This is a genomic window from Rhodococcus sp. 1R11 (assembly GCF_004563845.1).
Classification (GTDB): domain Bacteria; phylum Actinomycetota; class Actinomycetes; order Mycobacteriales; family Mycobacteriaceae; genus Rhodococcoides.
This window is the reverse complement of sequence record NZ_SPNG01000003.1, coordinates 66,336-92,620: the sequence shown is the minus strand read 5'-3', so window position 1 is coordinate 92,620 and position 26,285 is coordinate 66,336. Positions and strand designations below refer to the sequence as shown.

The window sequence follows — 26,285 nt, the reverse complement described above, 5'->3', positions numbered from 1 at the left end:
GAGTGGAAACTCGTAGTAGGCTACGAGTTTCCACTCACATCAAGACGTCAGGCAGGTCTGCGACAGAATCGATCACGTGATCGGGTTCCATCGCGAATTCGTCGGTGATTCGTCGATCGAGCACGTCCTGACGGAATTTTCCGGTGCGCACCAGAACACCGGTCATGCCGACGACCTGAGCGGCGAGGACGTCGTTGTCGAGGTCGTCGCCGACCATGACGACGTCGTCCGGGTCGACGCCCATCCGCTCGGACGCCGTGCGGAAGCCCAGGGGAGCGGGCTTGCCGATGGCTTTCGCGGCGTGCCCGGACGCTTGCTCCATCCCGGCGAGGTACATGCCGGTGTCGATGCGCAAACCGCCACCGGTACTCCACATCAACGATCGATGCATCGCGACGACGGGAATGCCGCGACACAGCCAGTCGTAGACGCGACTGAGGCGCTCGTGCGTGAATTCCGGGCCGGCACCGCCGACGACCACGACATCCGGATCCCCGGACGACTCCTCGACGAATTCGATGCCCGGCATATCGGCCGCGATCTCGCCGTTGTTGATCATGACCACCCGGGCATCCGGGTAGTTCTCGCGTAGATGATCCGCGGTGAGCGACGCGGCGGTGACGATCTCGTCGGAATGGACGTCGAGTCCGACGTCGCGCAGCGCCGCCGCTATCTGCTCGCGCGTCTTCGAGGTCGTGTTGGTCAGGAACGCGCGTGCAATGTCGTTGTTGTCCAGGTACTTCAGCGTCGCAGCTGCTCCGGGTACCGCCTGCCACGACGTGACGAGTACGCCGTCGATGTCGAAGAGAACCCCGCCGATGCTCATCGGCAAACAGTAGTCGGGTCGAGTGAGTCGCGCAGTTCCAGTGGTCGCTCTGTCGATCTCGCACTCGGCGCTCACGCCTAGGCTCGATGCCGTGAACCCCTACACGATTTTCTCCGAGATCATTGCCGGGACCGCCGAGGCGTCGCGCGTCCACGAGGACGACACCGCGATCGCGTTCATGGACATCAGGCCTCTCACCACCGGGCACGTGCTCGTGGTGCCCAAGCAGCAGTATCGGACGCTGGCCGAGTTGCCGCCCGAGGTGGGTGCGCATCTGTTCGTCGTCGGGCAGAAGGTGGCTGCCGCTGTGCGAGCGAGCAATCCGCGCGTCGCCGGGGTGAACCTGTTCCTCGCCGACGGCACGGTGGCAGGTCAGGAAATCTTCCACGTCCATCTCCACGTCATCCCGCGCATGATCGGCGACGGATTCGGCCTACGGGCTCGGCCGTCGTCGCCGCATCGGTCCGAACTCGACCGACTGGCGGCGGAGATCGCAGCTGCCCTGTAGTGATGACGGACGAACACAGAACGGGACCACCGGCAGCGATCACCGATGGTCCCGTGGGTGTGCTCGATACGACTACTCGGCAGTGACCTTCTGCGCCTTGGACAGTGCATCGGCGTAGACGTTGATGGTGTTGGTGTAGCGGCTGTAGCTCTTGTTGGCGCCGTAGTCCCACAGCACCATCTGTTGCTTCTCGACGGCGGAGATGGTGTCGAAGCCGGGGTAACGGCTCGGGATGTCGGCAAGCTTCACATCGGATGCGTTGGCAACGTCGTGGTAGACGAACGCGACATCGGCATCGACACTCGAGACGTTCTCCCAGGACACCTTCTTCCAGTAACCGTCGTCGGTGCCGTCGGGTGTGTACATCTTCAAGCCCCAGCTCTCGTAGTCGCTGAAGTCGGGATCCGCGGACGGATCGAGTACGTAGGCGACGTCGAGGGGCCAGACTCCGACTCCGGTGAGGTCCTGACGTTCGGACGCAACCTTCTTGAAGTTGGTGACAGCAGCGTCGTAGTCGGACTTGATGTCTGCCAGTTGTGGGGTGTCGAGGTCGACGCCGAGCGACGACGCCAGCCCGGCGTAGTTCTCGATGGTCTTCGCGGTCGACGTCGTGTCCAAGGTGACCCCCAGGGTGGGAGCGATCTGATCGATCGTGTCGGCCTTGGACGAATCGGCCGTCGTGGTCAGCTTGCCGAACTGGCCGAATCTGGGGTTGAACTCACCGATGACGAGATCCGGGTCCAGGCTGGCGGCTTTCTCGAAATCGAAGGTGCCCCAGGTCTCGCCGACCGATTCGATGCCCGTCAGATCGGAGCAACTCAGAATCGGGCTGGTCCCCATCGGCGTTGTCGACCAGATGGCGATCGGCTTGATTCCGTACGACATCAGTGCAGCGGCGGATTCCTCGTCGGCGATGATTCTGGTCGGTTGTGCATCGAGGGAAACGGTCCGTCCGCGGCCGTCGGTGTACGTGAACGGTCCGGACGCGCGCTCGACCGAATCGACGCGGTCGTTCGCACTGCACGCGGCGGGGTTCGCGTTCAGGTCGACGGCCTGGGTGCCGCCGTCGTCGGTGGCGGTGGTGCCGCTGCTGCACGCGGCAGCGGCGAGAAGCACGAGAACCGCGATGCCTCCGGTGAGGGCGCGGGGTGCGGAGCCGAATCTGCTCGAAGTATGGGCTCGGGAGTCGATCATGTGTCTGCTTTCGTATTCGATCGTGGATGGTGGAACTTACCGAAGGGGGTCATCTACTCCTCTCGAGGATGTACTGGGCGACGGCAGGGCCGATGGCATTCCATCCGCGTGCCTGCCCGAGTGCGAGGTGCGGTAGATCATACGGATCTACTCGAAGTTCACCGCGGATTCGCTCCCGCCACAACAGTTCTCGTTGCGCACCGAAGTCGGGGTCGAGCCCTTCGGTGGCGGACACGAGGAGTGCGTCGCCGTCGAACGGTGCGGGGTCTGCCGATGCCGTCAACCGGAGGTGGCGGACATGAGCCGACACGAGTCGCTCTCTGGTGGTCTCGTCCAGTGCGCCGAGAAGCGAGTCGCCGCGCACGTAGGCCGCGATATCCTCGCGCTGGGACTCCGCCTGCTCCTGAGCCGGCGCATCGGACGGAACGATGAACGAATCCAAGAGCACGAGCGACGCGACGGTCTCGCCCGCGGCACGAAGCCGTGTTGCCACCTCGTGAGCGATCTGGCCACCGAACGACCACCCGAGCAGGTGGTACGGGCCCGATGGGCTTACCTCGCGCATTCGGCGGTACTGATCGTCAACCAGGGCGTCGAAGGTCTCGAGTTCGATCTCGCCGTCGGACAGATACGGATCCTGCAGCGCCACAATCGAAGTGGGCGACGGAAGGAAACGGACCAGACCCATGTACGACCACGCGAGACCGCCTGCCGGCTGGAAGCAGAACACCGTGTTCGGTCCTGCGTCGCGGAGCCGCAACACCGGATCGAGCATCGTGCCGGACTCGGACCCCGATGCGGCGATGGCCGCGAGTGCAGCGGGAGTCGGCCGGGCGTAGATGTCTCGAACTCCGACGGAGCGGCCGAGCACGGACTCCAGTCTCCGCGTCAGCCGCACGACGAGCAATGAATGTCCGCCGAGTGCGAAGAAGTCGTCGTCGCGGCCTACCCTGGTCGCTCCGAGAATCTCGACGAAGATGTCGGCGATCGCCTGTTCGAGTGCGTTTTCCGCATCGGCCGAGTCTGCAGGCGAGGTATCCCATTCCGGTGCAGGGAGTGCGCGGGTATCCAACTTGCCGTTGACCGTCAGCGGCACGTCGTCGACCACCGTGATGGCGGACGGAACCATGTACGCGGGAAGTTGCTGACGCAGAGCGACTTTCACGCTCGCAACGTCGATAGTGGTGCCCTTGTCGGGGACTACGTACGCGACCAGTGCAGGATCCCCGGCGGATCCGGTCACGGTGACGACCGCAGCCCGAGCGACACGATCCTGCGCGGTCAAGACATTCGCGATCTCGGCCGGCTCGATTCGGTATCCGCGAATCTTGACCTGATCGTCGGCTCGCCCGAGATAGTCGAGTGTCCCGTCGGGACGTCGTCTCGTCAGGTCTCCGGTTCGGTACATCCGCGCGCCCGGTGCGCCGAACGGGCAGGCGACGAAACGGTCCGAGGTCATGGCCGGCATGGCGAAATATCCTCGCGCCAATCCTGCTCCGGCCAAATACAATTCGCCGACCGCGCCGACGGGTGCCGGTGACAGTGTGGAATCGAGTACGTACGCCGCCGTGTTCGCGATCGGGTGCCCGAGGCTGGGCCGTGCTGTGTCCGCGACATCGGCACCGAGTGCGTTGATCGTGTACTCGGTGGGACCGTAGAGGTTGTAGCCGTCCACGCCGGGGGCGGAGCGCAACGCATCCCACAATCCGTCTCCGACGGCCTCTCCGCCGAGCGAGACGAACACCACGCCCGTCGCTCCGGAATCGATCGACCCGGATGCCGAATCCCGGCAACGTTCTCGATCGAGCAGTCCTTGCTCGACGAGATGCTCTCCGTACGTGGGTGTCACGTCGAATGCATCGATCCGGTGCTCGTCGTAGTAGCCGAGCAGTTGTTCCGGGTCACGTCGTAGATCCTCGTCGATCACGTGTACTTCGTGGCCCGCGAGCAGCCACAGCAGCTGCTCCCAGGAGGCGTCGAACGAGAACGACGTGGTGTGCGCGATCTTGATCCGTCGTCCGCCCTGACGGAAGAGGACGGGCTCGAAGATGGCTGCCTCGTGGTTGTAGAACATGTTCGTCAGACCGCGGTACGGCACGGCCACGCCCTTGGGTCTGCCGGTGGAACCGGACGTGAAGATGACGTACGCGAGTTGGTCGAGATCGGTCTGTGCACCGCGATCGTCGTCGGTCACAGCCGCGCCGGACGCGTTGTCGACTGCGTCCCGCGAAAGATCCAACAGGAGGGTGGTCGGTGCAGTTCGCAGTTGTTCCGGCAGCCGATCGACGAGAGACGAATCTGTCAGTATCACAGCGGGTTCGGATACCGCGAGCATGTGACCGATGCGGTCCTGAGGATGCTCGGGGTCGATCGGCACGTACGCGCTGTGTGCGGCGAACACTGCGAACAACGCGACCACCATGTCCTCGGACCGGGGGAGCAACAACGCAACCCGACGGTCCGGTCCCGCTCCCAGCGACAGCAGGACGCGGGCGGTTCGATTCGCCCTCTCGACGAGCTCTGCATAGGTCAGGACGACGTCGCCTGCGCGGACCGCGGGATACGATGCAGAACCCTCCGCCTGGCGTAGCAGGAGGTCGTACACGGACAGTTCCGGAACGGGACGCGCCGTGTCGTTGAAACGGTGCAGCAGCAGGTCGCGTTGCTCGACGGACATCGGGTCGCATCGTGCGACGAGACCGTCGACATTCTTCGTGATCGCGTGGAGCGTTCGCGTGAAGGTCTCGATCCACTCGCGAACGGTCGCTTCGTCGACGACGTCCTCCTGGAACATCACCCGCAGCCCCGCAGCGGGGTTCGAAGCCGACCCGGCGTCGGGGTTGACCACTATCGACAGCGGATAGTGCGTCGCGTCGCGCAGCGTCACGTTCTCTACGCGCACCCGGCTGCCCGGCGGACCGAACGGAGTTTCCGGTGAGATCACCGGAGTGTTCTGGAAGACGAACAGCGTGTCGAACAGCGCGCGGTGTCCCGACATCTGCAGTAGCGCAGACAGGGTGACGTACGGATGCGTCAGATGTAGGAGCTTGTCCTGCTGAGCTTTCCGAAGCATCTCGGCCACCGTGTGCGACGGGTTCGAGGTGAATCGCGTGGGAAGGGTGTTGAACAGCAACCCGATCGTGGTGTCGATCCCGTCGATCTCCGGTGGGCGTCCCGACACCACCGACCCGAAAAGTACGTCGTCGCTACCCAGAATGCGACGCAGTGTCATTCCCCAGGCCGCCTCGAACACCGTCGAGAGAGTGACGCCCGTGTTGGCGGCGACTTCTACAAGACCCTGTGAAACCTCCGGATCCACGGTGATCCGTAGATCCCGAGAGTTCGACGACGACGTCGCACCGAGCGATCGTCGGCGCGGAGCGACGAGGGTGGGTTCGTCGATTCCCGAGAGATAGCGCTGCCATTCACGCTCGGCGGCCGGCAGGTCCTGTCGCGAAAACCATCCCAGGTATGTGCCGAAAGACGCAGTGAACCTCCGGGATTCGGCATCCTGGTCCGTGTAACTGTCGAGGACGGACATCAGGAACCGCCAGATGGACCAGCCGTCGAGCAGAATGTGCTCCGCCGTGAAGACGAGATGGTGCTGGGTGGGTCCGTCGGACAGTAGACCGAAGCGAAGAAGTGGTGGGTCGGCCGCGTCGAACGGAATCGACGCCTGTTCGCGGGCGAACGCTTCCACGTCACTGCCGTCGCGGTACGTCCACGGGACGTCGAACGTCTCCGGAACCACCTGTACCGCCCGATCACCGATCTCGGCGAAACCCACTGCCACGTTGGGGAATTTGTCGATCGATGCCCGTGCTGCTGCGGCGAGCCGGGTTCGATCGATGTGCCCCGACAGGTCGACGACTGTTTGCGAGACGTAGACGTCGGCCTCGCCCTCGCTACCGGCGAGCAGGTGGAACAACAGTCCGGTCTGGAGGGGCGAGAGCGGCCATACGTGTCGCACCGGTCCGAAACTCCGACGCAGTCGTGCCGAATCCACGTCCGACAGCAGGGGAGCGAGGTCTGCCGAATCACCGTTGCGACGTGCATCCCCGAGCGACGTCCGCAAGTGTCGAGCCCAGGTTCGAGCGGCCTCCGCAATCGACCGGCCGCCGAGAGCCCGGTCTGCTGCCGTGACGCGGGCATGAATCGAGGAGCCTGTCGTCAACGCGAACATCGGTACGGAGCTACGCAACTCGGCCGTCTGCGCAGATCGGCCCAGCACGAGAGCGACGGTTGCTCGCGGCATCTCCTCGAACACACCGACCGTGTGTTCGCTCGTGTATGCGGCCACGTCGTAGGTCGACGGGTCCGGGTCGTTCCTGTGCGCATTCAGGAACTCGTCGATGCTCCTCTGGGCGTCCGCCGAACTCAGAGAGAACGGATACCGTCTGCGCAGATGTCCGACCGTACGAGCGTGTCCATCTCGGTCGGGTTCGTCGATCTCGACCAGCCACGCGTCGCCGGCACCGAGATCGGTGAGGGTGCGGGCCATGGTGATCAGAGCGGCGGCACGGGTGCGGTCGAGATCGAGTGCATCCGCGGTGTCCCACACATCTGCATCGGCCGTTCCGGGTTCGCCGGCTGCGAACTCGGTGAAGGTCTTGTCCAGCACGTCGTCGACGAAGTCGAGCCAGGCCTCGGCATGCTCCACGATCCCGAGATCAGCTGCACGAGAATTCAAGTCGCGCAGGTAGTCCGCGAAGTCGAGGGTCGAGTCCACCGCGACGGGTGGCCACGATTCGGCGTCGACGAACAACGGATGGACGCGTAGTACGGTGCCCGCCTCGTATTCGGTTGCCGTCACCGGTCTCGAGCCGACGTCGACGGTCCCGTCGAGCGAGCGCGCGATCGCATCGTCCACCGAGGCGATCGCGATGTGCCGTCCACCGTCGTCGTCGCGGACCAGCGTCATCCGCAGAGCGTCGAATTCCGCCAGCAGACGGTAGGCGGTGGCCGGAGACCCGCCCGGCACGGTCCATTCGACGCACGCGGCGTCCGAGATTCCGGCATCGAGCATCCTCAGTTGCGCCGGTGCGAGCCGGGCGGTGCCGGACGATCCTGGAGTGGTCGGTACGGCGATGTCGGCCACCAGAAGTCGCGGGTGACGAGTTCCCTGCACGAGGACGGCGTGGACACCCGAGAGCAGCGCCCGCGCGGTCTCCTCGGTGAAGAGGTCGCGGTCGTAGACGAGGGTGAGCGAGCGTCGGCCGTCGGCCGTGTACCCGATTCCGAAAGTGAGGTCGAACTTCGCCGCCAGCGATCCGCCCCCGAATGTCGAACGGGTGCCGACGTGTCCGAAGTTCGGACGGATCGGGCGATCGTCGACGTCCGCGATCATGACTTGGAACAACGGGTTGACACCCGGCGTCCGCGGCGGGTCGAGGGTCGCGACAACTGCTTCGAACGGTACGTCGCGGTGGTCGTACGCCTCCAGATCGCTCGAGCGCACTCGATCGACCAGCTCGGCGAACGTCAGCGCGTCGTCGACCGCCGCCGAGAGCACGACAGTATTGACGAAAAAGCCCACCGTGCTTGCCAACTGCGCATCACTACGACTGTCCACCGCGGTGCCGATCGGAACCGTGTCGCCGGAACCTCTGGCGCGCAACACCATTGCGACGGCGGTGTGCAACAGAACGAGTGGGGTGACCGCATCGTCACTCGTGGATCGATCGATGGCGCCCGACAGCTCGTCGGACATCGGGACGGTCACCAGTTCGCCGGTGCCACCGGCGTCGGCTCGGCGGTCGAAGTCGCGCGGGAGCGCAGTGACCGGCGGTACGTGGCCGAGTCGCCCGACCCAGAAGTCGAGGTCGGATCCATCGGTTGCGGTGTCACGCTGCCAGCGGGCGAACTGCGCATACGTCGCGGTGCCGGGTGCGGTCGCCGGCCACGGATCTGTGTCGTTGTCCACACGGCGGCCGTACGCCTCCGCCAACTCGTCGACCAGGATCTTCACCGATTCCTGATCGCATGCGATGTGGTGCAGCGTGATGCGCATTCTGGTCGGCTCGCTCGACAGCCGGATCGGCAACTCGGACTGCAGATCGATGGGCGTCGGAGTCGTGACTGTCGCTTCGACGCGGAACCTGCGGGCTGCCTCGTCGATCGAGAGAACGTGTTGGGTCCACTCACCCGAGCCGGCCGGATACACCGTACGCAGAATGGGATGTCGTGCAACGAGATCCAGTCCTGCCTGCCGCAGGGCGACGGGATCCAGCTGCTCGTCGGGTTCGAGATCGAGCGTGAGCAGATATGCCGTGGACGGGCCGGCCAGACTCTCCAGGAACAAGAGCTGTTCTTGCCCGAACGACACGGGTGCGTCGTCGGAGTCCGGGTAGTCACCGGGTCTGCCGACATGCGCGCCTGCACCGAAATCGATCGCTGCGCCCAGTGAGGCCACCGTTCGATGGTCGAACAACACGGGTAGACCGACCCGGACACCGAATTCGGCGTGCAGTGCCACCGCCAGACGTAGTGCCAGCAGCGAATGACCACCGAGAGAGAAGAAGTCGTCGGAGACGCCGATGTGCGGAACGGACAGCACCGCCGCGAATACCCGGCACAGACGCTTCTCGATGTCGTTGCGGGGAGCGTCGCGGCCCGCAGGGGTCGCGACCGGCTCCGGGAGCGCTCTGCGGTCGAGTTTGCCGTTCGCGGTGACGGGAACGTCGTCGAGGATGGTCATGTACGTGGGGACCATGTACTCGGGGAGCTTGCCCTGTAACCACGACGTCAAGACCGTCTGCAGCTGTTCGCGATCGACGCACTTGCGATCCGTGGGGATCGCGTACGCACTCAGCACATCTCCGGAGTCTCGGTGCAGGACAGTGACTGCTGCGTAGCGGACCGAGGGGTGGTCGGACAAGGCCGATTCTATGTCTTCCAGTTCGAGCCGCATGCCGCGAATCTTGACCTGGTTGTCGGCCCGACCGAGGAAGTCGAGTGAGCCGTCCGACCGCCACCGCGCGAGGTCACCCGTTCGGTACATCGCCGACCCGTCGGCCGCGAACGGGTTACTCACGAACCGTGCCGCGGTCAGCGCAGGCGCGTTGCGGTATCCACGTCCGAGTAACGCCCCTGCTGCGTAGAGTTCGCCGCCGCATCCGATCGGAACCGGTCGAAGTCGTGAATCCAGCACGTAAAGCTGGGTGTTGGGGTTCGGCCGACCGATGGACGTGGCGATCCGATCGTCCGCGTCGTGGTAGATCACATGGGAGACACCGATGGTCGCCTCGGCCGGCCCGTACCCGTGGTAGAGGGTCGTGTCCAACTGATTCCGGAAGCGGGAGAACAGATCCGGGGTGAGAACCTCTCCACCGCACCAGACGTGCCGCAACCCGGACAGGGCGTTGTCGGTGTCGAGGTGCAGCAGTGACTCGAGCATCGACGACACCAGGTAGACGAACGTGACGCGTTCGCGGGCGATGGTGTCGAGGAGATAGAACGGGTCGCGCTCGCCGCCGTCCTTCGCGACGACGACGCGGCCACCGCACACCAGCGGAAGAAGGATCTCGTTTATCGAGATGTCGAATGCCAACGGTGCCTTGAACAGTGCTGCGTCGTCCGGGCCGAAACCGAGGATATCCGTCCGCTGCCAGTTCAGGCGCTCGGCGATCGCGCCGTGTCGAATCATGGCACCCTTCGGTCGGCCGGTGGAGCCCGACGTGAAGATGACGTATGCCAACCGATCGGCCGAGAGGGCGTCGAACTCGCGGCGGACCTGCGTGTCGGCGAACTGCCAATCGTCGAGGCTCACGACAGTTTCGTTCGGCACGACGGACGGATCGTCGAGGTACGCCGAATCAGGATGCGAGAGAACGACTCGCGTGCCGGAATCGGTGAGGACGCGTTCTCGGCGGTCTCGTGGCCAGGACGGGTCCAACGGTACGAACGCGCCGCCGGCTCGCAGGACGGCCAAGAGGGAAACCACCATTTCGGCCGAGCGCGGCATGCTCAGGGCCACGACGTCCTCGGCGCGGAGGCCGTTCGCGACGAGCGTGGACGCCAGCTGCTCGACCATCGTGGCGGCATGCTCGTAGGTGACGTGGCGCGTACCGTCGACGATTGCGATGCTGCCAGGACGATCCCGCGCGCGCTCGGCGAACATGTCGGGTACCGGGGTGCGGTCGATGACCGACTCGGTGTCGTTGAAGGAGTGGACAATCCGTGATCCGGTCGGTTCGTCCACCACAGCCAGTTCGCTGATCGCCCGATCGGGTGCGGCGGCTGTCGCGGACACCAGAACGAGCATGGCTTCGAAGCGGGTGTCGATGTCGGAGGCACAGGAGCTGTCTCCTCGCATCTGTACCGTGACGGGTGCGGACGGGCCGATGGAGGTGAGGACGAACTCGAGATCGTGGAACGGCCCCACACTCAATGCTTGTCCTGACCAGGCGATTCCATGCGAATCGACCTCTCCGACAATGATGTTGGCACCAGGTCCGAAGGTCCGACCGGCTCCGCTCGGCCGACCCTCCGCGTGATCGCGGATCATGTCTTCGCCGCGATAGCGACGGTGAGGATGAGATTCGGTGAGCGAATTCTTGATCTTGCGTGCGATGTCTCCGACACTGTCGAGCGGCTCGATATGCACTGTCAGTGGATGAGTCGTCGAGACGGTGCACGGTTCGGAGCGCAACACGTCCGTGGTCCGTGCCGAGGTGGGCACCGTCAGGGTCACGTCCCGTTCTCCCGACCAGCGGTGCACGAACGCCGCGTAGGCGGCGAGATAGACGTGAGCCGGCCGTACGCAGGCCGATTCGGCAAGGGCACCGAGCGCACCGACGAGGTCTGCGGGCAGGTCCGTTCTTCTCTCGTACGCCGACCCGGTGGGGTGTGCAGGCACCGGCAGCAACGTGATCGGAGGTGCGGCCGCTGCAAGCCGTGTGCGCCAGAACTCGCGGTCGAGCAGGAACTGCTCGGACTCTCGGTACGAAACATCCTCGGCCACAGCGTCGTCGGCGAGCCACGGGCTACGGTCCGTGTCGCCGTGGACGTACGTGTCGGTGACAGCGGTTGCGAGCATCACCGCACCGGCGGCGTCGAGAACGATGTGGTGTGCGCGGAAGTACCACACGTGATCGTCGTCGCTCGACACCAGTACCGAGCTCATCAGCTGATCGAACTCCAGATCCAGCGGGGTGCTCAGATCCTTCGCGGCAAGAACTGCCGTCGTTGCGACGGCGTCCTGCCCACGTCCATCGACCAGTGTGGTGACGATTCGAGCGTCGGACGACACTCGGACGGGCCTGCCGTCGTCGTCGGTGGTGAAGCGAGACCGGCCGCCTCGGTATCGGTCGAGTACCGAATCGATGGATGCGAGCAGTCGTTCGACGTCGAGGTCCGACGGAAAGGAGATCTCGAAGCCGATGTTGAAAGCGGCGCTCGTCGGGTCGGCCTGGTGCGCCAACCACATGTCCGTTTGCGCCGCGGACAGTGTCGTGCCGACCGAACGAGTTGCGTAGGTGGTGTCATGCACGGAGTTGAGCTCCTTCGTCGGAGGTCGGGCGGTGGTGCGAGCGGATGTCCTCGGGCGACCGGCCGGCGGCAACAGCCGCTACGGCCGCGGCGAGGTCCTGCGCTGTGGTGTCGTCGCCGATCAGTGCGTGGACGCTCACCTCGACCTGTGGTCCGTCGGACGAGGCGACTGCCTCGATGCGGTATCCCCGTCCCGAGAACGTGTCGAGAGGTTCGGCCGGCGGCCCGTCCGGAGGCACGATACGGGCGCGCCACAGCGTCTTTCGTCGAGTGTCGATCGCCAACCGGAGCCCTTCGTTGCGTTCCCGTAGCGACCTTTCGATCTCGGCGAGTTCGTCGGCAGACAACTGGCGAGGAACGGGCGTGCTGACGGTGTGCACGCGTTCGACGATCCCGGCGCTCTTCGCTGCGCGTACCCCGTGAGGCAGCGGAACCGGGGTTCCCGGGACCGACGCCGTCGAGCGTGCAGGGGAGCGGTACTGCGCGGTTGCTGCGCTGCGCCGGGCGATGTCGGCCAGAGTGCGGAGCTCGAAGACATCGCGGACGGTGAACGTCAGACCCGTTCGAGTGGCCTTCGCCGCGAGCAGAACTGCGCTGATGCTGTCGCCGCCCGAACGGAAGAAGTCGTCGTCGAGGCCGATGCGTAGCCCCAGATCGTTCTCGGCAATGTTCAGCAGAGCACGTTCGGCATCCGTACCGGGCGCGCGACGATCACGAGTCTCGAGTTCCGGCTCCGGCAGCGCTCGGCGATCCAGCTTGCCGTTGACCGTGATGGGTAGCTGGGCGAGCGGGACGAGTGCTGCCGGCATCATGTGCTCGGGCAGACGCCGCCGGAGCCGCACGTCGATATCGGCCGGCAGAGAGCCGGCTGCGCCAGTGACCACGTACGCGACGATCGAACCGTCGCGCACCACCGCGACGGCCGTCTCGATGTCGGGGTATTCGTCGGTGATGGCAGCGGCGACCTCGCCGAGCTCGACCCGCTGCCCGCGAATCTTGATCTGGTCGTCCGCACGTCCGAGAAATTCCACGTCTCCGCTGCGTCGCCACCGGGCGATGTCGCCCGTGCGGTAGAGACGAGCACCCGCCGACCCGTGGGGATCTGCCACGAATCGCGATGCGGTGAGGGACGGCCGCCGGTGATATCCGCGCGCGAGTTGAATCCCCGCGATGTACAGATCTCCCGCCACGCCGAGAGGAACCGGACGAAGGTGGGCGTCCAGTATCCGAAGGCCCGTGTTGTGCAAGGGCTTTCCGATCGGGACCGACGACGACGAATCGACGTCGGTGACGGTGTACGCGGTCACGTCGATCGCGGCCTCCGTAGGGCCGTACAGGTTGTCCAGGCGTGCGCCGGGAAGAGCCTCCCGCGCCCGACGTGCCAGATCCGGAGGCAATGCCTCTCCGCTGCAGATGATCCGACGAAGCGAGGTGCACGCGGACGCATCGGTTGCGGTGAGAAACGCGTCGAGCATGGGCGGGACGAAGTGGATGGTGGTCACCGATTCTTCTCGGACCACCCGGCTGATGTACTGCGGGTCACGATGCCCGTCGGGCTCGGCCACCACGGTCGACGCACCGACAGTGGCGGCGAGGAAGAATTCCCACACCGAGACGTCGAAGCCCGCAGGAGTTTTCTGCAGAACGACGTCGTCGGTGTCGAGCCGATACTCGTCCTGCATCCATCGAAGGTGACCGACGATTGCCCGGTGTGTGTTGACCACACCTTTCGGACGCCCGGTCGACCCCGAGGTGTAGATGACGTAGGCGGCATCGTCGGGTGCCGGGCGAACCAGCGTCGTCGACGGTACCGCGGACGACGAATCGAGCGGATCCACCACCGGCGTGCTGCCATTCGCGAACCCGACGTCGCCGGGTCGGCCCACGATCGCGATCGGCCGAGCATCCTCGACGGTGAACCGAAGCCGATCCTCGGGGTAGCTCGTGTCCAGGGGCAGATATGCCGCCCCGGAACGAATCACAGCGATGATCGACACCAACAGTTCGAGCGAGCGGGGAACGGCGACGGCAACCACCGAGCCGGGCCGCGCGCCGAACTCGGACAATCGACGAGCGAGAGCCGTGCTGCGATCGGTCAGTTCCCGGAACGCCAGGTCGATCCCGGCGAACCGTACGGCCACCGCGTCCGGACGGAGTGTGGCACCGCCGTCGAGCAGATCGATCAGGGTCGAGTCGTCGGTCGGGAACGCCGTGTCGTTCCATCGAGTGACGGCGTCTGCTTCGGCGGCTGTGGGACCGCCCAACTCGGCAATCGAGCCTGCAGAATCGGTCGCCAGAGCGGTGGCGGTGTCCAACAGTCGGTCCAGCAGAGCGAGGGCAGTGCGGTCGTCGAACACGTCCGTGGCGTAGTCGATCGTCACGGCGAGGCCATCGACGCCCTCGGTGAACTCCACGAGCACATCGAATTTGGCGGTGTGCGTCGGTACGGTTTCGGTCTCCAGAATCGAATCCCCCAGTGTCAGATCGGGAGACCTTCGCGACGGCACCTGATGCACCACCATGACATCGAAGAGCGAATCGAGGCCGGATGCGGCGACCACCCGCTCGAACGGCACATGAGCGAGGTCGTAAGCGTCGAGCGTCGCGCCGCGTACCCGATCGACGACGGTCCGAATACTCGGCATCCCGGACAAGTCGACTCGGAGCACGATGGTGTTGAGGAAGTAACCGATGGTGTCCGGGGCACCGACGCGGGCTCGGGTGGACACCGGCAGACCGATGCAGACGTCGTCGCCCGCCCCACTGCGGGCCAAGGTGACTGCGACTACGGCCGAGGTGAGCATCGACATGGTCGTACCGGTCTGCGTCGCAACGGACTTCAGGCCTGCCGTGACGTTCCGGGACAGGTGTTGTTGCACACTGCCCGCAGGTCGGGTGTCGGTTCGGCGGGCGCGTCTGGGCCTATCGAGTGGCAGCTCGGTCGACTCGGGTGCCCCGCTCAGTACCCGCATCCAGGACTCGACTCCGGAATTGGTCTCGACGGGTTCTCCGATATCCGCGTACTGGGTGGCGGCGGCGGGCCAACGGGGACGGCGTCCTTCCGAACGTGCGGAGTATGCGACCGTCAGGTCGTCGAGCAACACATCGCGCGACCACTCGTCGAATGCGATGTGGTGCACCACGATCACGATGTGCTTCGGGGTGCTGAAGGCGCGGATCGGGATGTCGGTACCGAGGTCGAACGCCGTCCGCACGAGTTCGGTGACGTCCTCTTCCGCGGAAACCAGGATGGTGTCGGGTACGGGCAGAATTCTCGCAGTGGGCACTCCGGCCGGACTCGGATAGACCGTCCGGAGAATGTCGTGCCGCTCCACCACGTCTCGCAGAGCTGCAGCGAGCGCCTCGGCGTCGACCGACTCTGGTCTGCGCCACACGAGCGGAACGTTGTAGGTCGCTCCGGCACCGCGGACGTTCCAGTCCATCCACATTCGGAACTGGCCCGGTGTGAGCACCGATCGATCACGCCGGGTGATGTCTTCGGGCTTCTCGATGTCGCCCGGCGACGTGGAGTCGCACAACCGGGCCACCGCGTGCACGGTCGGCTCGGACATGAACGTGCCCAATGGAATCCGAAATCCCAGTTCGCGGCGAATACGCCCCAGTACGGCGATGGCACCCATCGAGTTGCCGCCGGCGGCCAGGAAGTCGGTGGTGCGTCCGGCGCTGCGGACGCCGAGCGCATCGGCGAACGCCGCGGCCACCGAACTCTCGGTCTCTGTCCGGGGAGGTTCCTCGGCGACCTCGACACGAACCGGGTCGGGCAACGCACGCCGGTCGAGCTTTCCGTTCGCGGTGGTCGGAAGCGAGTCGAGATGCACATAGGTGGCCGGAACCATGTGCCGCGGAAGAGTGGTCGTCAACGATCGAACGATGTCGGCGTCGGAGATATCGGCACCCGTGTCGGCGACGACGTACGCGATCAGCGAGCCGTCTCGGACCGCCACCGCGGCATTGTCGATACCCGGCACGGTGACCAGAGCGTCCACGATCTCGCCGAGCTCGATCCGCACGCCGTTCACCTTGACCTGATCGTCGTCACGTCCGAGGTACACCAATTCGCCTGTGGCCGACCAGAGGGCGCGGTCGCCCGTTCGGTACAGCCTGCTCCCGTCGGCAGCAATCGGATCGGCGACGAACCGCCCAGCGGTCAGGGCAGGCGCTCCGGTGTAGCCGCGCGCCAGCTGAACGCCACCGAGGTAGAGATCGCCGGGTGCTCCGGGCGGAACCGGTCGCAGTGCGTGATCGAGGACGTACGTGCCGGTGTTTCTGACCGGCGTTCCGATCGGCACCGACGCGCCCTCGTCGTCACGGTGAACACGGTGTGCGGTGACGTCGACCGCAGCTTCGGTTGGTCCGTAGAGGTTGTCCAACCTGATGTGCGGCAGTGTGTCGAGAGCTCGTCGGGCAGTGGTGCGCGGCAGAGCTTCCCCGCTGCACACGAGCAGACGAAGTGTGGGGTTGGACGCGTTGTCGAGTGGAGTTCCGGCGAGATACTCGGTGAGCATCGACGGAACGAAATGGGCGATGGTGACCCCGACATCGTCGATGAGGCGATGAAGATAGTCGGGATCGGTGTGACCGTCGGGATCGGCAACGACCAGGGTCGCGCCGGTGATCAAGGGCAGGAAGAACTCCCACACCGATACGTCGAACCCGGCAGGCGTCTTCTGCAGAATGCGGTCGTCGATTCCGACGTCGTATCGATCGCGCATCCACTCCAGTCTGTTCACCGCCGCACGATGAGATACCGCGGTGCCCTTCGGTTTTCCGGTGGACCCGGATGTATAGATCACGTAGGCCGTGTTGTCGGGACGCAGCAGTGCAGGTGCGGGACGGGTGCTGGTGACCGGGACGTTCGACGGGTCGAGGGCCGGGGCGTCGGTGAAAGGAAGTGACGATTCGGTGCTGAGCACGACGCGTGGATCGGCGTCGTCGGCAATGTATCTCAGGCGCTCCTCGGGCAACCCCGAGTCGAGGGGGAGATATGCGGCACCCGCACGGTGTACGGCGACCAGGGACAGCACCAGCTCGTAGGAGCGCGGCACATGAACCCCCACCACGTCATCCGGTCTCACACCCGCGTCGAGGAGAGCGTTCGCGAGGGCATCGGCGTCGCGGTCGAGCTGCGCGAAATCGACCGTCCGACCTCGGTGTACCACTGCAATGCGATGGGGGTGTTCGCGGATGGTGTTGGAGACCAGTTCCGGCAGAACGGCTTCGGGTATCGCGGCGCGCTCGCCCTGTGCCCAGGTGTCGGCCACGAGAGCGGTGACGGAGGAGTCGGTGAGGGTGCGTCTCGCCACCGGGACCGAGAGATCGTCCGCGAGAGCTCGGAGTGCGTGGGAGAAGGTTCGCGCGTACTGTCCGGCGAGGTCTGCGTCCACGACGTCGGTTGCATATTCCACCGAGTACGCCATGGACGATCCGCGATCGTCGACGGTGAACGTGATCGGGAACTTGGCGGTCGCGGTGCTCGGTGCCGCGCGGCGACCGGCCTGTGCTCCCAGGCGCAGACGAGTGTCCTCGCCGGTGTCGGAGAGTAGGACTGTCATGACCGATGGGACGGTGGTGTCGGTGAGTCCGCACTGCGAGACGACGTCCTCGTACGCGAGTGCCTGGTGGTCGAATGCGGCCAGATCGGCGGATCGGACGTTGTGCACCAGGTCGGCCAGAGTCTCGTCACCGATAAGCCGGGTGCGCAGGATCAGCGTGTTGAGGAAACATCCGATCGAGGCATCGAGAGCGGAATCGGTGCGTAGCGACACGGGAGCAGCCACCAGGATGTCCGTGGCACCGGTCATGGCGGACACGGCAAGTGCGGTGGCCGCGTGGCACATCATGAACAGGCTCGCGCCTGCGTCGGTTGCCGCGCGGCGGAGTGCATCCGCGTCTGCGGCCGAGACGGCGAAGTGAAGCGTTTCGCCTGCGTCATCCACCGCTCCGGTTCGTGGCAGCGGCGCCACCGGGGGATCGGCCAGGGTCCGCTTCCAGTGAGCGAGCATGCGCGACGCCGCGGACGTTGGGTCGTCGGATGCCCCGAGAATGTCCTGCGACCAGTCGGCGAAGTCGCCGTATTGCACTGTGAGAGCAGGTAGCTCGGGCTCGACGCCCTGTGCTCGTGCGGCGTATGCGACTGCAAGATCGGTGCGGAAGACCGATTCGGATCGGTCGTCGGTGGCGATGTGATGGAACGCGACGGTCAGGCGGTTGTTCGTTCGGTTCCACCAGGCCCGGACAGGTGGCTCTTCGGTCACATCGAACACGATCGACTCGGGGGCCGGTGATACATCGGTCACCTCGAGCACGGAATCGACTGTGTCGAGAACGACCGGCCGTTCGTGATCGGGGTAGACGGTCCTGAGTACCGTGTGTCGTTCCACCACGTCGAGCAAGGCCGCACCGAGAGCCGCGCTGTCGATCGGGCCGTCGAACTGCCACTCCACCGGAACCGTGTACGACGCACTGTGCGGTGTCCACTGATGCAGGGCCAGCATTCTGCGTTGTGCGTCGGACAGAACTGGCTCGGACGCAGGGTCTTTGGGCGCAAGAGGCACGGATGCCGGTGCCGCATCGACGAGCCAGCGCGCCAGCGCTGCCGGGGTTCGGTGATCGAACACGGCGCTGATCGGGACACCCTGACCGGTGCGTCCTGCCAAGGACTGGCCGAGACGCACCGCGAGAAGCGAGTCGCCGCCATAGGAGAAGAAGTCGTCGTCGGCACCCACTCGATCTCGACCCAGCACATCGGCGAAGGCACTGCACACCGTCGCTTCACGCGGGGTGGACGGAGCGCGGTAGTCCTCGCTTCCGGCGAGATCCGGTTCCCCGAGTGCACGACGATCGAGCTTTCCGTTCGCAGTCAGAGGGAACGATTCCAACACCAGAACGCCGCTCGGCACCATGTATTCGGGCAGATTGTCCGCGGCCCAGGATCGAATTCGCTGCGCGTTCGTCTCGGCTCCGGCGACGGGGACCACATACGCAGCAAGGTAGGCCGAACCTGCGGGCGTCGTGCGCACCGTGACTGCACAGTGGCGCACGTCGGGATGACCGGCAAGAACCGACTCGACGTCCTCGAGTTCGAGTCTCATTCCGCGGATCTTCACCTGGTTGTCGACGCGGCCCGCGAACTCGAGGGTGCCCTCCGGTGTCCAGCGTGCCCTGTCGCCGGTGCGGTACAGACGGCTGCCGTCGTCGCAGAACGGGTTGGCGATGAAGCGGGACGCGGTAGACGCTGGGGCGTGAACGTAGCCGCGGCCCAGAAGGTAACCCGCCGCGTACAATTCGCCGTCGGTCCCGATCGGGAGCGGTCGAAGGTCTTCGCCCAGTACGTAGAGCTGCGTGTTCGGGTTCGGTGCACCGATGGAGGTGGCGATACGGTCTGCGGTGTCGGAATACACGACGTGCGAGACGCCGATCGTCGCTTCTGCGGGCCCGTACCCGTGGTACAGGGTGGTGTCCAGTTGCGCTCTGAAGCGCGCGAACAGTGAGGGCGTGAGCACCTCACCGCCGCACCAGACGTGCCGCAGTCCTGTCAGCCGCCCCGCACGGTGCTCGGTGGCGGAGGCGTCGATGTCGAGCAAGACGTCGAGCATCGACGACACGAGGTACACGAACGTCACGTTCTCGTTCGCGATCAGGTCGAGCAATCTGTCCGGATCGCGCTCGTCACCGGGGCCTGCGATGACAACCCGTCCACCGCTGACGAGCGGAAGCAAGAACTCGTTGACCGAGATGTCGAAGGACAGCGGTGCTTTGAACAGGGCAGCGTCGTCGCTCCGGAAATTCAGCAGTCGATTCATCTGCCAGTCCATCCGAGCGCAGATTGCGTCGTGACGGATCATCGCGCCCTTGGGTTTTCCCGTCGATCCCGACGTGAACATGACGTACGCCAACGACGATCCGTGGATGTCCACCTCGGGCCTCGTGTTCGCGTGGTGCGCGTGCGCCCAGTTTTCGAGGTCGACGGGCACCGATTCGACGGAGTCGAGCGCGTCGCTGTCGAACCGGATGCACAGGAAGCGGATTCGGGCCTGCGTGGCCACCTCCTCGCGCCTGGCCAGGGGCCACGAGGGGTCCACCGGTACGAAGGCTCCGCCCGCTGCCATCACCGCGAGGGCCGCCACGACGGTCTCGGCGGAGCGGGCGATGCCGATACCGACCGTCTGTTCCGAGGTCAGTCCGCGGCCGGACAATTCGGCGGCCAACTCGTCGACCCGTCGCAGCAGTTCGGCGTAGGTGATCCGGCGGGTGCCGTCCACCACCGCCACCGACTCGGAGTGCAGACGCGCAGATTCGCGAAACGCGGCGGGCACCGTGCGCTCCTGTGTCTTCTCCGCCGTGTCGTTGAACGAGTGCACAATGGTCTCGTATTCGCTGTCGGACAGAATGTTCGGTGCCGACACGGGAGTGTCGGAACGGAGTGCGCCGAGGAACGACCGGAGCCGATCGCGGTGCGCTCGGGCCGAGGTACCCGGACCCCGTACGTCGATCACGGTGCCCAGACCCGGCTCGCTCTCGACGGCGAAGTCGACGTCGTGCACAGGTCCCAGGCGGACACCCCGCATCCGAATCTGCTGATCGCCGAACGAGATCGGAGTTCTCCAGATCATCATGTTGATACTCGCGCAGTGTGTGGGCGAGCCTGCCGCTCGACCATGAGCGCGTAGTGCGTCGAGTTCGGGGACCAGCGCAGCATCGACGTCGGACAGGCGGTCTGACGGCTCGATCGTGACGCGCATCGGATGGGTACGGGAGAGCATTCCCAGCTGCTCTCGCCGAACGGAGTCGGTCCGGGTGTGCAGAGCTGTCGACACAGTGACGGTTCTGCGGCCCGACACTCGGTACACGTACATCAGCACGGCCGCGGTCAGCGTGCGCGTGTCGGCAGGCAGGTCGATGCCCGACTTCACGAAATCCAGGGTCTGACAACCTGTTTCCGTCGGATCTGCCTTGTCCGCCAGGGCCACGGCATTCTCGACCCGATCGGCTCGATGTGCGATCTCCTCGGAATCGATGCGTGCGCGGTCGCTACCGAGGTACTCCTGTTCCTCGTCCAGAAGCATCCTCGACGACCACGTCGGAGGCCTGCCGCCGTTCCACACGTCCGCGATCGCGCGAGTGAGTGCGCGCACCGCATACGCGTCGACGACGATGTGGTGGTAACCCTGGTACCACCGCAGGTGGCCGTTGCCCAGATCGAACACCGTGTGCGTGAACAGTGGGCCGTCAAGCGATCTGACGGTGTCGAGGTCGGATCGGATCGCCTCGTCGGCGGCGGCCGAATCGCATTCGACGCGGTGCACGTTCACCGTCGGCGGTGTGGGAACCTGACGAACCTGCGACCCGTCGTCGGTGAACACCACGTGCAGGCTGTCGGCCGCGCGGAGCACGGTGTCGATGCTGTGCACCAATCGCGTCGCATCGGCGTCGGACATCTCCACCAGGTCCACGACCCAACCGATGTTGAACTCCGCGCTGTCCGGGCGCAGCTGCTGGGCCGTCCACACGTCCAGCTGCGACGGCGTCAGGTCCAGCAATTCTCCACGGGCGCTCTGCATTCGGTGTGCTCCTCGACATTGTAGATCCGGTGGACTGTTGATCTCGGGTGTCGGTCAGCCCGGGTTCTCCACCCCGACCGCGTCCGAGCCCTTCCACGCGCGCCAGAGTTGCGCGTACGGCCCACCTGCATTCACCAGGTCTTCATGGGTGCCGTGTTCCACCACCCGTCCTGCGTCGAGGACGGCAACGGCATCGGCTGCGGCTGCTTGAGTGAGCCGGTGGGCGACGACGAGTGTCGTTCGTCCGCGCGTTGCGGCGTGCGCGGCTCGTTCGAGTGCGCGCGCTCCCGAACTGCCTGCTTCTGCCGTGGCCTCGTCGAGGACAACGACCGGGGTATCGACCAACACGAGTCGGGCGAGGGCCAACTGTTGCTTGCGGTGAGCGGTGAGCGAATATCCGTCGTCGCCGACGACGGTGTCGATGCCGTCCGGCAGTTCGCGCACCCACGACGCCGCCCCGACGACGTCGAGTGCGTTCCAGATCCTGTCGTCGTCGTGGACGTCACCGAGCGCCAGGCGCAGGTCGTCGACCAACGGCCCCGCGGTGACATGGACGTCCTGGCTCAGGATCGACACGTAGCGGCGCAGTTCCGCTGTTCCGAGATCGTGCAGCGGCACCCCGCCGATGGTCACCGTTCCGGAGTCGGGCTCGATGGATCCCGCTGCGACGAGTGCAGCGGTGGTCTTGCCGGCTCCGGTGGAACCGACCAGTGCCAGCGATGTTCCGGCGGGCACCGTGAGGCTGATGCCGTGCAGAATCTCGTCGCCGGAGACGTACGAATACCGAACCCCGTCGAGAGCGAGCGTGTACTCGGACGGAGCGGCAATCTGCGGGCGGTCGGGTAGAGCGATATCGACGACACCGACAAGCCGATTCAGACTTGCACCGGCGGACTGGATTTCGTCGAAGAGGAACAAGATCGTGCCGAGGGGGTTGAACAACCGGTGGAAGAGCAGCACTGCGGTGGTGACGGCACCGATCGTCACCTCGTCACGTGAGAACAGGAAATATCCGACGACGAGCAGAATCGACAGGCCGAAGAACTCGGCTCGGTTCTCCCGGCCGACGAAGCGTGTGAACAGTCGGAACACCGAAATGGCCAGTGTGCGTGCCTGGTTCGATGCCGATTCGATCTCGGCGAGTCTCAGGTTCTCGGTTCCGTACGCCCGCACCGTGCGAAGTCCGTGAATACTGCTGGTGAGTGCTTCCGACCGGTCTCCCATCGCCGCCCTTTCGGCGGCGTACAGAGGACCGCTCCGCGGCAGGTACCAGCGAAGTGCGAGCAGATACAGCGGCAGTGCGAGCATTCCGGCAACACCGAGGCGGTAGTCGAGACCGAACATGGCCACCACCGATACCGCGACGAGCAGGGCGGCCGAGATCATCGACGGGACCACATCCCCCGCAGCACGGGTGATCCGCGCAACGTCGTCTCCGATCCGAGACAGGAGGTCCCCGCGCCCGGTTCGTTCGACCGTGCCGGGGGGAAGGTTCAGTACACGTTCCAGAGCCGATTCACGAAGTCCCGCAACGATGGTCTCGCCGAGCCGGGAGACGGCATAGCTCGTCCCACCGGAAAATGTTCCAGCTAGTACTGCAGCCACCGCGAGGACCGCCACGATCGGGAGGATGGACCGAGGCGTACCGCCGTCGGTCACTTCGTCCACCAGTCGACCGAGAACGAAGAACGGCACCAGAGCGGCCAGCGACGACACGATTCCGGTCGCGAGTGCAGCGACGAGAGCACCGGGATGCCGACGAATCCGTGCGCCGAGCCACCGCCGGGACCGACGCGCCTCTGCGATAGGCAAGCGGGGTCGATCCTGCACGTTCGCGTTCATCGTAGAACCGCCTCTGCGTACTCGGCATTGGTTGCACTGAGATCGGCGTGTGTGCCGGTGTCGGTCACGTGCCCGTCGCGCAGGACGAGGACGACGTCTGCCGTTGCCAGCAGCGCCGGGGACGACGTGACGACGACGGTGACGTCGTCCCGATCCGCCGAATGGCGCACTCTCCGAATGCCATCGGCGATGGCCTGTTCGGTGACAGCGTCGACTGCCGTGGTCGGCTCGTGCAGCACGAGGACGGGGGGACGCGCATACAGCGCCCGGGCGAGCGCCAAGCGCTGGCGCTGCCCACCGGACAGATTCTGTCCCCGGTCGTTCACTCGGTGCTCGAGCCCGTCACGGTGCACGGTGGCAACCTGGTCGGCAGCAGAGGCCGACAGAACCGCGTCGAGGTGCCCTCGATCGGTATCGTCATCGGCCTCGAATCCGACGATGTTCTCGATCAGCGAGCCGGCGAACAGATCGGTGGTGTGCGGCTCGGCCAGCACTCTCGTCCGGAACGACTCGCGCGAGACCTCACGCATGGACACACCTGCGAACATCACGTCCCCCGAGTACTCGTCGGAGGGGACCTGTCCGCCGAGAACGGTGGCAAGGGCGTCTCCATCCGAGGGATCGAGAGCGATCACCGCGACAAATTGCCCTGGGCGAACATCGAAGTCGATTCCGGCAAGAGATCGGAAGGTCACGTTCCGCAACGACAGATCCATCGGCACCGGTACCGATTCGGGTCCGTCGGCCAGTAGGGAAGGGGCCGAGAGTACGGTCGACACCCGTTCCGCGGAACCGCGCGCCCGTGCAACCACTGCGGGTGCGGAAGTCAACAGGGTGAGTGGCTCGATGAGGAATTGGGCGAGACCGACCACGGCGATCAGCTCCCCGATGGAGATCCGCCCGTCGAGTGCGAACCATCCGGCCAACGATGCGACGCCGACGGCTATCAGCGCGCTCACAGTAGTCGTGACACCCCGTTGCAGTGCGAGCGACCGCACGGTCGCGAGAGCTGCGTTCAATGCTGTTGTGCTCGCCGAGCGGTAACGAGCGGACGCGGCACGTTGGGCACCGATCCCCTGCAGGGACCTCAGGCCGACGACCAGGTCTCCGGCCATCGCGGTTGCCTCGGCAACGCGAGATTGCTGCACCACCGTGCGTGCCGTGATCAGCGGAGTCGCAAGTCGGAGTAGGGCCATGAACAGCGGCGTGCCCAGCAGTACGGCAAGGCCGAGTGGGACGTCGATGACGAACAAGGCGACCGCTGTCGCCAGAACTGCAGTTGCGCCTGCTGCCATGCGCGGGAACAGATCGAGGAACCACGCTGCCTGTTCGGCGTCGCTGCTCGACACGGTGAGCATCTCGCCATCGGACATCGGAGTGCGCACCCCGCCGGTGGACAGGACGCGACCGGACACTTCCATGCGCACCAGGTGCGCTTCGCGTTGGAGTGCCAGGTTCAGCTGACGCATACCGACCTGAAACGCCGTCGTGAGCGCGATGAAGAGCACGGCCAGGGCGGCGATGGACCAGACCAGTTCCGTCGGCCCGCCGTCGGCGATCCCGCGGTCGATGATCACGCCGAGGGCCAACGGCACTGCCGTCTCGGCGATCTGGTGTGCGCACAGCAGGAGTGTTCCGACTGCGAGTCGTCCTCTGTTGCGGGTCAGTGTTCGGCGAACTATGCGGCGCCCGGTCAACGATGCGGCCGGGTTCGCCTGGGCGGAACCAGTGGTCACGGGACGGCCGTCAGGTAGCCGCCGCCGCTCGGAAAGTACTCCAGAGCAGCGTGGTCGGTACCGTCTTCGGTGCGCACCCGGTCTATGACCAGTGCGTGGTTCGTGCCGCGGTGGGCGTTCGGGCCGGCGACGATGGCCATGCCGTCACCTTCGGCGATGAACACGCGTCCCGGAGTGCCTCCATAGACCCCCTGCGAGACATGAGCTTCCACGATGTAGACGCGCTCGCCGCGATAGTGTGTGAACGCGTTCGGGTATGGGTCGGACATCGCGCGAATCAACCGGTCGATGTCGGCTGCGTCCCAGGACCAGTCGATCAGGCTGTCGGTCTCGTGCCTCTTGTGGAAGAACGTGCGCTCCGACAGATCTTGGGGGTGCCACCTGGCAGTGCCCGCTTCGATCTTGTCGAGAGACTCGAGCAGTACTCGAGGAATGAGATCGATGGTGGCCAGTACCAGCTCCGTCGCGGTGTCCCTGGGGCCGATCGGTACCGCTGCCTGAGTGAGGATGTCGCCGGTGTCGAGTTCGCCGTCCATCCGATGGGCAGTCAGACCGACCTCGGGTGCGCCGCTGATCAGAGCCCATGCGACGGGGGAGAACCCGGTGAATTTCGGAAGAAGAGAGTCGTGGAGATTGAGCGTTCCGTGGGGCGGGTGACCGAAGATTTCCGGCGGTAGCCACGTGCGCCAGTTGTTGGCGACGATGATGTCGGGGGCCCACTGGTGAATCCGGTCGATCATCGCGTCGTCGGGCCGTCGTGCCAGGTGCACGGGCACATTGTGGCCGCGTGCCAGGTCCTCGACGGAGTCGGCCCAAATGCTCTCGTACGCTTGATCACTGGTGGGATGAGTTACCACACCCACCACGTCGTGCCGCGACTCGATCAGCGCCTGGAGCGTCTTGTGGCCCCAGGTCTGATAGCCGAACATCACCACTCGCATGTCGAGCCTTTCCTCGGAACGGTTACATCGAACGTCGGTCACCGGAGTCCGGCACGGCTGTCGCGCAACCGACGGATCCGACGCCTCAGCGAGGGTAGCCTAGCCTAGCTTCGGAGTGGGCGGCACGTTCGTGCTCAAGTGAGGTGAGCCTTGCCTCAATGGTGCTAC

8 protein-coding genes are annotated in these 26,285 nt (G+C 65.3%); 1 reads left to right on the top strand and 7 read right to left on the bottom strand.

The window, feature by feature from the left end:
* Nucleotides 1–34 precede the first annotated feature (34 nt).
* Nucleotides 35–826: an HAD-IIA family hydrolase gene (locus tag E4P29_RS06285; protein WP_135042887.1), complete on the bottom strand. Its 792-nt coding sequence runs from the start codon at nt 824–826 to the stop codon at nt 35–37.
* Between the two features lie 91 nt (nt 827–917).
* Between E4P29_RS06285 and E4P29_RS06280 the strand changes: the two genes are divergently transcribed.
* On the top strand, nt 918–1,334 hold the full coding sequence (locus E4P29_RS06280) for an HIT domain-containing protein (RefSeq protein WP_045842065.1): 417 nt from the start codon (nt 918–920) through the stop codon (nt 1,332–1,334).
* A gap of 72 nt (nt 1,335–1,406) precedes the next feature.
* Here E4P29_RS06280 and E4P29_RS06275 read toward each other — a convergent pair whose 3' ends face one another.
* The 6 genes from E4P29_RS06275 to E4P29_RS06250 are packed head-to-tail and all read right to left on the bottom strand — an operon-like array spanning nt 1,407 to nt 26,117.
* Nucleotides 1,407–2,528 carry an ABC transporter substrate-binding protein gene (locus E4P29_RS06275; protein ID WP_135042885.1) on the bottom strand — a complete coding sequence of 374 codons (1,122 nt, stop codon included), beginning with the start codon at nt 2,526–2,528 and terminating at the stop codon, nt 1,407–1,409.
* 49 nt (nt 2,529–2,577) lie between these two features.
* The gene (locus E4P29_RS06270; RefSeq protein WP_135042883.1) at nt 2,578–12,018 is read right to left on the bottom strand and encodes a non-ribosomal peptide synthetase; all 9,441 of its coding nucleotides are present in this window, start codon (nt 12,016–12,018) and stop codon (nt 2,578–2,580) included.
* Nucleotides 12,011–21,598 (bottom strand): non-ribosomal peptide synthetase, encoded by a 9,588-nt coding sequence (locus tag E4P29_RS06265; protein ID WP_135042881.1) that lies wholly within the window; start codon nt 21,596–21,598, stop codon nt 12,011–12,013. Before E4P29_RS06265 ends, E4P29_RS06270 begins: the two co-directional genes overlap by 8 nt.
* A gap of 54 nt (nt 21,599–21,652) precedes the next feature.
* Complete coding sequence (locus E4P29_RS06260; RefSeq protein WP_135042879.1) at nt 21,653–23,440, bottom strand: ABC transporter ATP-binding protein; 1,788 nt, start codon at nt 23,438–23,440, stop codon at nt 21,653–21,655.
* Nucleotides 23,437–25,176, bottom strand: a complete 1,740-nt coding sequence (locus E4P29_RS06255; protein ID WP_245154187.1) for an ABC transporter ATP-binding protein — start codon at nt 25,174–25,176, stop codon at nt 23,437–23,439. Before E4P29_RS06255 ends, E4P29_RS06260 begins: the two co-directional genes overlap by 4 nt.
* Entirely contained in the window at nt 25,173–26,117 is a 945-nt protein-coding gene (locus E4P29_RS06250) for a methionyl-tRNA formyltransferase (protein WP_135042877.1), read from the bottom strand. Before E4P29_RS06250 ends, E4P29_RS06255 begins: the two co-directional genes overlap by 4 nt.
* Nucleotides 26,118–26,285 lie beyond the last annotated feature (168 nt).